General features: G+C 44.2%; 13 protein-coding genes and 1 pseudogene. 7 read left to right on the forward strand and 7 right to left on the reverse strand.

Translation table 11 applies throughout. The annotated features are described in order from the left end of the window. Positions 1-140: 140 nt before the first annotated feature. From guaB to W234_RS0105815, 5 genes are all read left to right on the forward strand, one after another. Positions 141-1,610, forward strand: coding sequence for an IMP dehydrogenase (gene guaB, locus W234_RS0105795; protein WP_025645611.1), 1,470 nt, complete (start codon positions 141-143; stop codon positions 1,608-1,610). A 211-nt stretch (positions 1,611-1,821) separates the two neighbouring features. Then, positions 1,822-3,195 (forward strand): phosphoglucosamine mutase, encoded by a 1,374-nt coding sequence (gene glmM / locus W234_RS0105800; protein WP_025645612.1) that lies wholly within the window; start codon positions 1,822-1,824, stop codon positions 3,193-3,195. A 36-nt stretch (positions 3,196-3,231) separates the two neighbouring features. Next, on the forward strand, positions 3,232-3,873 hold the full coding sequence (pdxH, locus tag W234_RS0105805) for a pyridoxamine 5'-phosphate oxidase (RefSeq protein WP_025645613.1): 642 nt from the start codon (positions 3,232-3,234) through the stop codon (positions 3,871-3,873). A 99-nt stretch (positions 3,874-3,972) separates the two neighbouring features. Next, entirely contained in the window at positions 3,973-4,152 is a 180-nt protein-coding gene (locus W234_RS0105810; protein WP_025645614.1) for a hypothetical protein, read from the forward strand. Between the two features lie 24 nt (positions 4,153-4,176). Further along, a complete protein-coding gene (locus W234_RS0105815) occupies positions 4,177-4,749 on the forward strand; it encodes a D-arabinono-1,4-lactone oxidase (protein WP_025645615.1) in 573 nt (190 codons plus the stop codon). Positions 4,750-4,827: 78 nt separating this feature from the next. Here W234_RS0105815 and W234_RS0105820 read toward each other — a convergent pair whose 3' ends face one another. The 5 genes from W234_RS0105820 to W234_RS0105845 all read right to left on the reverse strand — a co-directional run bounded on the left by W234_RS0105820 (position 4,828) and on the right by W234_RS0105845 (position 9,698). Beyond that, positions 4,828-5,490 (reverse strand): glutathione S-transferase family protein, encoded by a 663-nt coding sequence (locus tag W234_RS0105820; protein WP_264673183.1) that lies wholly within the window; start codon positions 5,488-5,490, stop codon positions 4,828-4,830. A gap of 12 nt (positions 5,491-5,502) precedes the next feature. After that, positions 5,503-6,180, reverse strand: coding sequence for a type 1 glutamine amidotransferase domain-containing protein (locus W234_RS0105825; RefSeq protein ID WP_025645617.1), 678 nt, complete (start codon positions 6,178-6,180; stop codon positions 5,503-5,505). 158 nt (positions 6,181-6,338) lie between these two features. Next, positions 6,339-7,388 (reverse strand): NADP-dependent oxidoreductase, encoded by a 1,050-nt coding sequence (locus W234_RS0105830; RefSeq protein WP_025645619.1) that lies wholly within the window; start codon positions 7,386-7,388, stop codon positions 6,339-6,341. Positions 7,389-7,563: 175 nt separating this feature from the next. After that, a complete protein-coding gene (locus W234_RS0105840) occupies positions 7,564-8,778 on the reverse strand; it encodes an iron-containing alcohol dehydrogenase (RefSeq protein WP_025645621.1) in 1,215 nt (404 codons plus the stop codon). Between the two features lie 278 nt (positions 8,779-9,056). Then, positions 9,057-9,698, reverse strand: coding sequence for a TetR/AcrR family transcriptional regulator (locus W234_RS0105845; protein WP_025645623.1), 642 nt, complete (start codon positions 9,696-9,698; stop codon positions 9,057-9,059). A 681-nt stretch (positions 9,699-10,379) separates the two neighbouring features. Between W234_RS0105845 and W234_RS0105850 the strand changes: the two genes are divergently transcribed. Beyond that, positions 10,380-11,867: an aldehyde dehydrogenase family protein gene (locus W234_RS0105850; protein WP_025645625.1), complete on the forward strand. Its 1,488-nt coding sequence runs from the start codon at positions 10,380-10,382 to the stop codon at positions 11,865-11,867. Between the two features lie 143 nt (positions 11,868-12,010). Here the strand turns inward: W234_RS0105850 and W234_RS0105855 are convergent, their stop codons facing one another. Next, complete coding sequence (locus W234_RS0105855; protein ID WP_025645627.1) at positions 12,011-12,241, reverse strand: hypothetical protein; 231 nt, start codon at positions 12,239-12,241, stop codon at positions 12,011-12,013. Between the two features lie 165 nt (positions 12,242-12,406). After that, positions 12,407-12,634, reverse strand: a pseudogene (gene tnpA / locus W234_RS13730) (IS200/IS605 family transposase); the annotation flags it as partial. Positions 12,635-12,728: 94 nt separating this feature from the next. On the opposite strand from tnpA, the gene W234_RS0105865 reads away from it, so the two are divergent. Beyond that, on the forward strand, positions 12,729-13,645 hold a 917-nt coding region (locus W234_RS0105865), incomplete at its 3' end, for an RNA-guided endonuclease InsQ/TnpB family protein (RefSeq protein WP_025645631.1).

The raw sequence follows: 13,645 nt of genomic DNA on the forward strand, positions 1-13,645 counted from the left end.
ATTTGCTATAATATGGCGTTATTTTAAAGGGATAACTAAGATATCAAGATGACATCAAAATAGCTGCTGCGTTATATTTACGCCTCTATCGTCTTGCAATTAGCTCCCACCCATCAAAATAGCCACTATTAGGGGTATGTATGTTACGTATTGTCGATGAAGCCTTAACTTTTGATGACGTGTTATTGTTACCAGCCTATTCTGAAGTCCTGCCAAAATCTGCCGACCTCACTACGCGCTTGACCAAAAATATTACTTTGAATCTACCCTTAGTTTCGGCTGCTATGGATACGGTGACTGAGTCTGAGATGGCCATCACTATGGCGCAATTGGGCGGTATTGGTATTTTGCATAAAAGCATGGATATCGACAAGCAGGCCACGCAAGTACGCCGCGTCAAAAAGTTTGAAGCCGGTACGGTCGTCGATCCTATTACTGTGCATCCTGAGATGACTATCGGCGATCTACTAAGACTGACTGAGGACAATAACATCTCAGGCGTACCGGTCGTAGAAAAAGGCACCGATAAAGTGGTCGGTATCGTCACTCACCGTGACTGGCGTTTTGAGACCAATCTAAAACAGCCTGTCAGTGAGATCATGACGCCAAAAGAGCAATTAGTGACCGTTCATGAAGGTGAGAGCAATGAGAATATCAAAAAATTGCTGCATGAGCATCGCATCGAAAAAGTTATCGTTATTGATGATGATTTTCGTCTGCGTGGTTTGATTACGGTCAATGACTTTGCAAAGGCTGAAAATAACCCCAATGCTTGTAAAGATGACAAAGGTCGTCTGCGCGTTGGTGCTGCTGTCGGTACTGGCGCGGATACTGAGACCCGCGTCGAAGCTTTGATTGCCGCTGACGTCGATGTACTAGTCGTTGATACTGCTCATGGTCACTCTAAAGGTGTCATCGAAAAGGTATCTTGGATCAAAAAGAACTTTCCGCATATTCAGGTCATCGGTGGCAATATTGCCACAGGCGACGCAGCACTCGCACTACGTGATGCTGGCGCCGATGCGGTAAAAGTCGGTATTGGCCCAGGCTCTATCTGTACCACTCGTATCATTGCCGGTATCGGTGTACCGCAAATCTCGGCGATTGATAATGTGGCCAGTGCCCTAAAAGATAGCATTCCGCTAATCGCTGATGGCGGTATTCGCTACTCAGGCGATATGGCAAAAGCCATTGCCGCTGGCGCTTCTTGTATTATGGTCGGCTCCTTAATGGCTGGCACCGAAGAAGCTCCTGGTGAAGTTGAGCTATTTCAGGGCCGTTATTACAAAGCCTACCGCGGTATGGGTAGCTTAGGCGCGATGTCAGGATCAAACGGCTCGTCGGATCGTTACTTCCAAGATGCCAAAGATGGCGTAGAAAAACTAGTCCCAGAAGGCATCGAAGGCCGTGTACCTTATAAAGGTCCAGTCGCCGGTATCGTCAATCAATTGGTCGGCGGTCTGCGCTCATCGATGGGTTATACAGGTAGTGCGACGATTGAGGAGATGCGTAGCAATCCGCAATTCATAAAAGTCACCTCAGCAGGTATGAAAGAGTCGCACGTCCATGATGTGCAAATCACTAAAGAAGCGCCTAACTATCGTGTATAAGCTGACAAGCATACGCTTGGCTAGATAGTTTTAGCGCATAAATGCTGTATAAAGACTTAATAATAGCTAGATACTAGATACAAACAGTCAACAATGCTCTGTCATTGCTGACTGTTTTTTTTCGTAAAATAACGGAGTAGTAAAGCCCCTTATCAAAGGATGGTTATACTTTAAACAAGTATTTTTAAATAAGTGTAAGGATGTAATAATAATGAGCTATTTCGGTACAGACGGTATACGTGGGAAATTTGGAGAGTTACCAATCACTCCTGATTTTATTTTGAAATTAGGTTATGTGACCGGACAAGTACTGATAGAAAATCGAAGCAATGCTACGCGTAAGCCAAGTGTCGTCATTGGTAAAGATACGCGGCTGTCGGGCTATGTCATCGAAGGCGCACTGCAAGCAGGCTTCAATGCTGCAGGCGTTGATGTCCACATGCTAGGGCCGCTACCTACGCCTGCAATTGCGCACCTGACTCGCAGTTTTAATGCTGATGCGGGGGTAGTGATTTCGGCCTCCCACAATCCATACTACGATAATGGTATCAAGCTATTCTCAGGTGATGGTAAAAAACTCACCGATGAGATGCAAAACGCAATCAATGAAAAGTTAGATGCCATTATGAGCGCAGATCCAGCAGATGCGGCGACGCCGATGATGCCTATTGACGATCCTGCCAAACTCGGCAAAAACCACCGAATCGATGATGCCAAGGGCCGCTATATCGAGTTTTGTAAAGGAAGTTTCCCATACCAGTATGACCTCAACCATCTCAAAATCGTCGTGGACTGCGCCAATGGAGCTGGTTATAGCGTAGCGCCAAGAGTGTTACGCGAGCTTGGCGCTACGGTTATAGCGATTAATAATACTCCCGACGGTATCAACATCAACTCTGACTGCGGCTCCACACATCCTGAAGGACTACAAAAAGCGGTATTAGCGCACAATGCAGATGTCGGTATCGCGCTTGATGGTGATGGCGACCGTATTGTGATGGTGGATGACTTAGGTCATCTAGTCGACGGTGATGGTATTCTCTATGTGCTCGCAACGCAAGGCAAGCAGCTGGCGAAAGGGGTTGCCGGTACCTTGATGAGTAACATGGGTCTAGAGCTGGCGCTGCAAGCGAAAGGTATTGAGTTTGCGCGAGCTAAAGTTGGCGATCGTTACGTGATGCATGAACTGGAAGCAAAAGGCTGGATATTGGGCGGCGAGCCCTCCGGTCATATTCTGTGTTTGGATAAGAGCCGCACCGGCGACGCGATTATAGCAGGGCTACAAGTACTCGCAGTGATGCAAGAACAAGATAGAGCCTTGAGCGCTTTAATAGAGGATTTCACAGTCTTACCGCAAAAGCTAGTGAACGTGCGTCTGGCGAAGATGCAAGATCCGTTTGCCAATCCAGAGCTGGTCGCAGCTTTTGATAAAGCTCGTACCAAGCTTGAGGGCCGTGGTCGCCTGCTTATTCGTCAGTCAGGCACTGAGCCGATGATTCGGGTAATGGTCGAGTCCGATGATGAGATAGAATGTGATGTAATGGCGAATGAGCTCGCCGATCAAATCAAAGCTCACTTGGGCTAGGCGCATTTAACAGTCACAAAAGGAGTCTTTATGAGTATGGATTTTACCGATCAGCGTTTGTCTTACGAAAAAGGCGAGTTGGATCAGTCTTTGGTACCAGAGTCGCCATTTACGCTATTTAAAGCTTGGATGAATGAAGCGCTAGAGCAAAAAGTACAAGAGCCTTATGCGATGAGTCTTGCGACATGCGGCGCAGATAACAAGCCTAGCGTGCGTATCGTCTTATTGCGGGAAGTGACGGATACCGGTATCGTCTTTTATACCAATTATGAGAGCGCAAAAGGTCAAGACATTGCCCAAAACCCGAATGCTGAAGTCCTGTTTTTTTGGCACGAGCTTGAGCGTCAAGTGCGTATCAGTGGCTCTATTGCCAAAATAGCTGCTGATAAGTCGGCTGAGTATTTTCAGAAGCGCCCGCACGATAGTCAAGTTGGTGCTTGGGTGAGTCAACCACAAAGTGGTGAAGTGGCCAATCGAGAAGTGATGGAGGATAAGTTTGCTCAGTTATTACAAGAGTACCCTCAAGATGCCAAAGTGCCAACGCCTGAATTTTGGGGTGGTTATGAGATTACTATCGAGCGTATTGAGTTTTGGCAAGGCCGTGCCAATCGCGTGCATGATCGTATCGTTTATAGCAAAGAAAACAGTCGTTGGACGACCAAACGCTTATTGCCTTAACTAGTGCATAGATTAGGGTCTGTTAACAGGCCCTAGTTTTATCATGACCATTTAAGCTAGTATTGGAGTGTTTTTTATTTATGTTCAAGGAATAGTGAAATGGATTTTGCTAATACCATCCCGCCCAAAGCGCCTAGTGCTTGGCTTGATATGGACGCTATCGATTATAATATCAGCCTAGTCAATCAAAAAACCCAAGCCGTCAAGCTACGCTTAGCGACTAAGTCGATTCGCTCTATTGATATGCTCAACTACATTAAAGATAACTCGCCACATTAATTCAAAGATCAATTCGATAGCAAAGTGACGTTAAATGGCGCTTTTTATGTGCTATCTGAGATGGCAAGGATGAACCCAAACTGGACCAAAAAGGTCAGTCAAATATCTGCCAGCTCCATTCCCAATACTAAACGCGAAGGTTACAGCTATGAAGTGTTTCCAACGCCGCGCGGCGTCAAATTCAACGAGTCAGAATACTTTATAAGGCTCTCTGATTTTGAAGCTTGTATCTCTGAGGTTAATGATATTTTATTGCAAGGTAATAAAGGCTCGCACTTTCCTATCGAGGTACGTACTCACAAGGGCGAGAGTGGTATGCTCAGTCCCACGCAAGGTGAGGACTGTGCGGTACTGTCCTTTCACGTATATAAAGGCATGGATAGCAAACCGTTATTTGACTGGTTATATGAGTATATGAAAAAGTGGCAAGGCCGTCCGCACTGGGGTAAGGTCAATAAGTTAAATGCAAATGAGCTGCACGCTTTGTACCCTGATCTAAAGCGCTTTTTGGAAATCAGACAGCAGTATGATCCTGATAATATATTTATGAATAGCTGGCTTGAAGAGAAGTTTTTAGGACGTAAGATTTCACGTTAACCGCTGTTAAGCAAAAAAACAGCTCAATGAGAGCTGTTTTTGACTTAGTAAACATGAGTTATAGTAATATGCATTTTGCTACTTAATCATATTAGGTTGTACCGCTTCGTCATAGTTATCCTCAAGGCGCATCGCTCGCTGATAACTGTCTAAGCTAGCTAGCTGCAAAGCGTACTGTTTAACATGGACATAGTCATCTAATTCTTTATTGCGTGCCATCAAAATTAAGTCAAAAGAGAGCATAAAATCGGCTCCACTCAACTTATTAGCAACGATAAAGGACTTATTTTCTACGACTTTATCTAAATAGCTGAGCAACTTATGCTTTTCACGCGCGATATAGCGATTTAACCACACATCATCGCTCTTTATAGAACCGCGTGTAAACACCTCTAATAACATAGGCACCATAAGTGAGCTTTCAGCAAAATGAATCCACTGCAGATAAGAGCCATAATCGCTACTGTCAGTCGCAGGGCGCAGGCGCTTGGGCGCAAAACGCTCAATCAGCAGCTCAGTGATAGCGCCTGACTCTGCATATAACTGACCATCCATCTCGATAACCGGAGACTTACCCAGTGGATGGACTGCTTTTAGGCTGTCTGGGGCCAGATGCGTTGTCGCATCACGCTGATGGCTGACGATCTCATAAGGGACGCCAATCTCTTCTAGCAACCACAGAACGCGCATAGAACGCGATTGGTTTAAGTGGTGCAAGCGAATATTACTATTAGGTTTGATACCTTATCTCCTCTAGTTATTAAGCTTGTTGAGCAAACGTTTGGCAGCGTCTTCTGATGACGCTGGGTTTTGACCGGTGATAAGCAGGCCATCTTCAACGACATAAGACTCCCAGTCGCTTGCTTTTTGATAGTCGCCACCGTTGGCCTTGAGCGCATCTTCTACTAAGAAAGGTACGACATCGGTAAGGCCGACAGCGTCTTCTTCTGAATTGGTAAATCCGGTAACGGTTTTACCTTTGACTAAGTACTCACCATCGACTTTGACGTTCTTGAGCGCTCCAGGAGAGTGACAAACAAAGGCAACGGGTTTGTCTTGCTGTACAAAAGTCTCAATCAAATTAATCGAGTCTTTATCAACTGCTAAATCCCATAATGGACCATGACCACCTGGATAGAATACGCTGTCGAAATCTTCAGCTTTCATATCCGCAAGTTTTTTGGTATTGGCAAGGTGCTTTTGCGCCTCGCTATCTTCTTTGAAGCGCTTAGTATCTTTGGTTTGAGCGTCTTCTGTATCGCTACTAGGATCAAGCGGCGGCTGACCACCAGCAGGCGAGGCGAGGGTGACTTCAACGCCAGCATCGATAAAAGCGTAATAAGGCGCAGCAAACTCTTCTAGCCAAAAGCCAGTCTTTTTACCGGTATCGCCTAATTCGTCATGTGAAGTTAGTACCATTAAAATCTTCATAGTTATCCTTATTGTTTGTTATTTTGCTAATAGCTTTAGAGTTAATGACCTGCCACTTGGTACATCCTAAAAATTAAGCCGTACCGAGAAACAGCGCCATATTATTTGTAAACTAAGTGGTTTAACAAGTTGAGTTATTTAATAAATTGAGCTATTGACTAAGCAACATCAGCGACTTTGACCACGGTTTTACCGAAGTTATCGCCATTGAGCATACCGACAAAAGCATCAGGCGCTTGATCTAAACCATCAGCGATATACTCTTTGGTTTTGACTTTGCCTAAGGCTACCATTTCGCTCATGGTTTTTAGAAACTCAGGGAAGTGCTCGCCGTACTCTTCAAAGATAATAAAACCTTTGACCGTCATACGTTGTCTTAAGATCAGACCCATCAATACACTCAAACGATCTTTACCATCGGGTAGTTCAGTCGCATTATATTGCGAGACAAGGCCGCAAACAGGGATACGCGCATGGGCGTTCAATAACGGCATGACCGCATCAAAGACTTTACCGCCGACGTTTTCATAATAGATATCGATACCATTAGGGCAAGCGGCTTTTAGCTGCTCAGCGAAATCATCGGCATAGTGGTCGATACACACATCAAAGCCAAGCTCATTGACAGCAAACTCACACTTCTCTTTACCGCCTGCGACACCGACAGTGCGTGTGCCATAGGTATTACCAACTTGTCCGACTGTCGCGCCAACTGGGCCTGTAGCGGCAGCAACGACTAGAGTCTCGCCTTTTTGCGGTTTACCGATGTCAGTCAAACCCATATAACCAGTAAAACCTGGCATACCTAGAACGCCTAAGCCATAAGAAGGATTGGCCATGTCTTTATCAAGTTTTAATACGCCTTCGCCATCACTGACGCTATAATCTTGCCACCCTGAGTTAGAGACCACTAAATCGCCTTCGCTAAATTTATCGATATTGGACTCGACCACTTGCGCCACCGTCGCACCCATAATGACATCACCGACTTCTAGCGGATCAGCATAGCTTTTTGCATCGCTCATACGACCGCGCATATAAGGGTCAAGCGATAAATAGACGGTGCGTAGTAGCATCTCATTGCTACCTGCTTTTGGCATCTCACTTGTTGCCATCTCGAAGTTATCGGCGTTCGGCTCACCCGTAGGGCGACTGGCTAACTTAATTTGACGGTTCTGTTGTTTGTTTTGTTGTTTGTCAAAACTCATAAATGATCTCCTATTCTATTTATTATTGATCAACTGCACATCTACAACACTAAAACTCATGGTCGTAGACAAAAACTGATACATACGCGGCTTAATAAGTAGCAAAAATTGATCCCAATAACCCATATTAGCAATTCACAGCGTATTACTCCTATGGGCTATTGAGGGTAAAGCGTTACGACGCTTTACTGGTTGTTGCCCGCTCTAGAATACGGCGTGAGACTGTTAAGTCATTCTTATCATGCTCACCTAATTTGACCATCTTATGCGCCTCTAACTGCTCAATGATAGGATCGATAGCAGAGTCATCAAGATCGACGTCAGCTAGGCTTACGGGGAGACCTAAATCACGGAAGAAATCTTCGGTGCGCACAATAGCAGCTTCTATAACCTCATCATCGCTTTGGTTATTATTCGCTTCAATATTCCAGACATTACGCGCGTACTGTAGGAGCTTGTCTTTTTTGCTGTCTTTAAGCTCGCGCATGACTGACGGCAATACAATCGTCAAGGTGCGGGCATGATCGATAGCGTGTAATGAGGTCAGCTCATGACCTATCATGTGCGTGGTCCAGTCTTGTGGCACGCCCGTACCAATCAAGCCGTTCAGCGCCATCGTCGCCGTCCACATGATATTTTTACGCGTTTCCATATTGTTAGGATCAGCTTTTACCGCATGGCCTTCTTCGATAAGTATTTTTAGCAGACTCTCAGCAAAAGCGTCTTGTACTTTGGCGTTAACTGGATAAGTAAGGTACTGCTCCATCACATGTACAAACGCATCTGCAACGCCATTCATGACTTGGCTATCGGGTAGGGTAAGGGTTTTGGCAGGGTCTAAGATGGAGAACTTAGGGAAAGCCAGTGGGTTACCAAAAGGCAGTTTGGCTTGACGTTCGCTATAGTTGACTACGCCGCCTGAGTTCATCTCAGAGCCTGTGGCTGGAATGGTCAATACCGCACCCAGATCCACCGCTGAATCTAGTTCTTTGGTATAACCAATCAGGGCGTCCCATGCTTTTTCACGTGAGACTGTACCATCGTCTGCTTTGAGTGAAGATACTAAGGCGACAAACTTACTACCGTCGATGACTGAACCGCCGCCGACCGCTAAGATAAAGTCGATATTATGCTCATTCACTTGATCCGCAGCTTTTAGCAAAGTAACAAATTCTGGATTGGGCTCTATACCGCCAAACTCAAAAACCTCGCGATTACCGTTCGCTGATAAGGCGGTTCTAACCTCGTCCAAAGTACCCGTACGCTCAGCTGAGCCGCCGCCATATGTGATAAGGACACGAGCATCAGTCGGCACAAGATCTGAGAGTTGTTCGATTTGGCCTTCGCCAAAGACGATACGGACAGGGTTGTAGTATTGAAAGTTATTCATAAAAATCCTAAATGATTAGCGTGATGATTTAATGTGAGCTGAGTAGTGATTAGCAGTGCTTTCTTAAAAGCTTTGACTAACCGCTATTTGATAAGTAGCCATAAGTAGCCATTAACTATCTTTTGATGAATAGCATTGTACAGAAATTAGACCAGTCGTCTAGTAAGTAAAGTAAAAAAATAGGCCTTAGTTACAAAACACCGTAAGAAAGAGAGGCCTATGAGATAGTTAGAGGAGATAGTTAGAGAATGCCAGTCGCCATAGTTAACGACTAATGACTAACGACCCAATTGGACCGTTGTCATCTGCCACACCTCTGCTAACGAAGTGTTGGACTGACTGATTTTGGCAATCAAACTGGCACCAAGCCAGGAAAAATACCAACGCTTAGCGATACTTTCAGCAGAGACATTATCAAGCTTCGGAATGGATTGATCGCTCCATCCTGCTTTGATAAGCTCAGTTAACCAGTTGATCGTTTGTTGATAGCCGTTATGCAGAGCTTCTCGCATCGGCTCTGAGATATCAGCAACTTCAGCGCTGAGTTTAACGACTAAACACTTTCCATGGTCACAGCCGTTTTGCTGAGTGTCGTACCAGTTCTGAAAATAGTCATAGATCTTTTGCTGAGCGCTACTGTTTTCGTCTGCAATAAGCTCTAAGCGTCTTTTATAACGAGTAAAGTAGTGGGTGATAATCTCTTCGCCAAAAGCTTCTTTCGAGGCAAAGTAATGATAAAAAGAGCCTTTAGGTACCCCTGCTGTGTCTAGTATTTGCTTAATACCTACGGCAGTAAAGCCTTTGGAGGCAATAAGCTGATAACCCGTATCTAGCAGATGGGTCTTAGTGTTCGATAACGTTGTATCAGAGTGTCCACTATCTAAAGAAGGTAGTGAGTCAAAAGTAGCAGCGGTAGACATAAAAGTTATGTTCTCCTAATTTTATAATTTTGCTTATATTAGCGTTATCTCTTTAATTTATAGTCATTGTATTTTCCTGAACTTAGATACTCAAAGCACTGAAGGCAAAAAAAATAAAGAGGCGTCAGTTACGTTCAGTCAACAAACTTTAATGCAAAATAGTCTGAGTTTTAGAGTAGCTATGTTAGCATTAGACCAGTCGTCTAGCAAGCTGACTTTTAATGGTTGAGTAGTTATTAAGTGGTTGTTAAGTAGTTATTGAGCTAAGAGAAGTGAGTTTAAACTCGTCACAATACTATGAGTACAGCTACTAACAATGTTAATAAAAGAGCCACTAATAATTTATAAAGTTACTGAGCTACTGAGCTACTTACAGATACCATGTCATTAGGGCGTGTTGAACATTCAAATATTAGGACTGCTGATAGATAAAATCGCACTAAACTAGGCGTAAACCGACGATAAAGCCGAGGCCTTAGCTAGGTTTACAACACCGTTTGGGTGATTTTAGCATCAGCCCTTCGGGGCGGGGCTCTTTTTTGCCAATACATGGCGAAATTGTCTATCCTAGAATGACTAGGCTTCGAAAATTTCACTGCGTATTGCCTAAAAAATAGCCGCCGCCAGTGCCACATTTGAATGTTCAACACGCCCTAACCTAATAAATAAAAAGGAAAAGTTATGTCAAATAATACTGAAAACAAAAAAAGCGCTTATAGTGACTTTGACTTGCAGTACATTGCAGGCGAGTGGCAACAAGGGCAGGATGATAGCGTCAATACGAATACCAGCCCTTTTACTGGTGAGACTTTAGTTAATATTCAGCAAGCGACAGAAGATCAGCTTGATGAAGCCTTTAAGGCGGCGCAAAAAGCGCAGCAACAGTGGGCACAAACGATGCCTGCTGAGCGCTCAAGCCTACTATATAAGGTAGTTGAGATTTTAGATCAGCGCCAAGAGGAGATTGTCGATTGGCTGGTGAAAGAGTCGGGCAGTACTCGTATAAAGGCAATGGTGGAGTTTGGTAGTGCGCGAGCTATCACGGTAGAGGCAGCAACTTTTCCTAATCGTATGCATGGTGAGATTCGGCCGTCTAACATACCAGGTAAAGAAAACTTCGCTTATCGCGAGCCTATCGGCGTGATTGCGGTGATTAGTCCTTGGAATTTCCCACTGCACTTGACCCAGCGCTCTATTGCCCCTGCAATAGCCTTGGGTAATGCGGTGGTGCTAAAACCTGCTAGCGATACACCTATCACCGGCGGTCTGTTACTTGCCAAAATCTTTGAAGAGGCAGGCTTGCCAAAAGGCTTGCTCAACGTAGTCGTCGGCGCAGGTAGCGAGATTGGCGATGCTATCGTCACGCACGACATTCCAAGCTTTGTCTCCTTCACTGGCTCCACCGCAGTTGGCAAACATATCGGCGAGCTTGCTAATGGCGGCGATACTATCAAACCTGTCGCATTAGAGCTTGGCGGTAACAATCCGTTTGTGGTATTAGCAGACGCCGATCTAGATAATGCGGCAAAAGCGGCAGTCTTCGGTAAGTTCTTGCATCAAGGTCAAATCTGTATTGCTATCAACCGCATCATCGTTGAAGATGCTGTCTATGATGAATTCGTTGAGCGTTTCGTTGAACATGTAAAAACCATCAAAGTCGGTGATCCTAATGATAAAGATACGGCTGTTGGTCCTATCATTAATCAAGATCAGCTCGACTCTTTAAAAGATAAAATCGCTAAAGCTCAAGAGGAAGGCGCTAAGACATTACTCAGCGGTGAGATTGAAGGTCAAGTAGTGCCGCCTCATGTCTTCACTGAGGTAACGGCTGATATGGACTTATTCCGTAATGAGATCTTTGGGCCCTTAGTTGGCATTATTCGCGCACAAGATGAGGATGAGGCGTTGAAGCTTGCCAATGATACTGAGTATGGATTATCAAGTTCGGTGTTTACGACAGATATGGAGAAAGGCTTACGTTTTGCCCGTGGTATCAGAGCTGGGATGACTCATGTCAATGACATCACCGTCAATGACGAGAGCGTAGTACCATTCGGTGGTGAGAAAAACTCAGGTATTGGCCGCTTTAATGGCGAGTGGGTGCTAGAGGAGATGACGCGTCTGCACTGGGTGTCTTATCAGCACAAACCGCGTGACTATTCGTTCTGATCGTTCTGATCGTTCTGATGCTTTCTAATGCGTTCTAATTCATTTTCATAAATATTTTAACTCGTAAAAAGACTGCTCTAGTAGCAGTCTTTTTTTGTACCTAAGAGGGTTAATTTCACTCATAAACGAATGGGTTGAGTCTACTATTTTAGATTAAAGCCCAAAATAGATTGGATCTCCTCGACTGACATATTTCTGACTAACGCTTGCTCTTCGACATCTAAGCGGTTGCTGTGCTCTTTAATCAAAGTATAGATACTGCGGGAGATCTCAGCAGTAGAAGCATAGTACATTTGCGGTTCTTCACGGGTGAGCTGAGTCAAAAACCTATTGATGAGTTTACGTTTTTCTGCCGAAGCATTGTCTTCACTCACAGTTATCTCCTTTAATTATAGTTATCAAGATCTGTTTAATGATTGACCATTTAAGCAGGCTGCTTGTTTGTAGTCAATGTTTATCCAGCGTTGCCGTAAAACCATCCACTTCAGGGGGTGGATATAAGGCAACTTAAGTAGTTATGCTTATGCAAAGAAAGCTGTTTAGTGTGGCGTATTTTGCTGTTCGATATACTGGCGGATAATCTCAACTGGAGCACCCCCGCAGCTGCCTGCAAAGTAACTGGGTGACCACAACGCACTGCCCCATAACTGCTTAGAAATAGATGGATATTGCTTTTTGCGAATAAGCCGACTAGAAACGCCTTTTAAACTATTAACCAAGCTTGAGATAGCTACCTTAGGCGGATAATTCACCAGCAACTGCACATGCAAATTAAAGACAACGTGTCTACCACGTCTTAAGTCATTTTCTATTAAGTAGACCAATATGGAATAAAAGAGAATATCAGTATAAACTAACCTCATGAAAACACTCAAGTTACGCATCAAAGACAAACACGTAAACCAGCTAAACAAAATAGCTGGGAGTGTTAACTATGCGTGGAACTATGTTAATGCGTTAAGTTTTGAGCATCTAAAGCGAACAGGTAAATTCTTTAGTGCCTACGACCTAAACGAATACACCAAAGGCAGTGGCGAACTATTAGGCTTACACTCACAAACTCTGCAAGCCATAAACGAAACTCATACCAAATCTCGTAAGCAGTTTAAAAAAGCCAAACTAAATTGGCGAACCAACCGACCCGATGCCAAGCGAAAAAGTTTAGGTTGGATTCCTTTTAAAAAGTCAGCAATCAAACATCTGCACACCAGACAAACGGGAAAGAAAGCACTTAAATCAACCATACAGCTATCGCTCTCTAAGGGTCAAAAGCTCATCATAGATGTCTTTGATAGCTACAACCTAAGCCTGTATCAAATCAACACGCTTGAGATAGTGCAAGACAGCCGTAATCGTTGGTATGCCTGTATTACCGTCAAAGATTTTCCTAGACAAGTAAGTGGGATGGGCAGCGTTGGTATTGACTTAGGCTTAAAGGAATCTGCTACCACATCAAACGGTGACAAGCTGACAACCAAACAAACGCAAAAGTGGGCTGAAAGGCTTGCAATAGCTCAACGAGCGAAAAACAAACAGCGTGTCAAAGCAATACACGCCAAAATCAAAAATTCAAGGTTAGATGCAATTCACAAATTCACCACCAAGCTTGTTAAAGACAATGCTTTGATTGTGGTTGGTGATGTTAAATCACGCTCATTCACAAGTAAGAAAACCAACCTAGCTAAATCAACATACGATGCAGGATGGTTTGAACTCAAAAGACAACTGGAATATAAATGCAAGTATGCAGGTTGTCAGCTTGAGATAGTAAATGAGAG

This window comes from Psychrobacter sp. TB15, from assembly GCF_000511655.1.
GTDB lineage: Bacteria > Pseudomonadota > Gammaproteobacteria > Pseudomonadales > Moraxellaceae > Psychrobacter > Psychrobacter submarinus.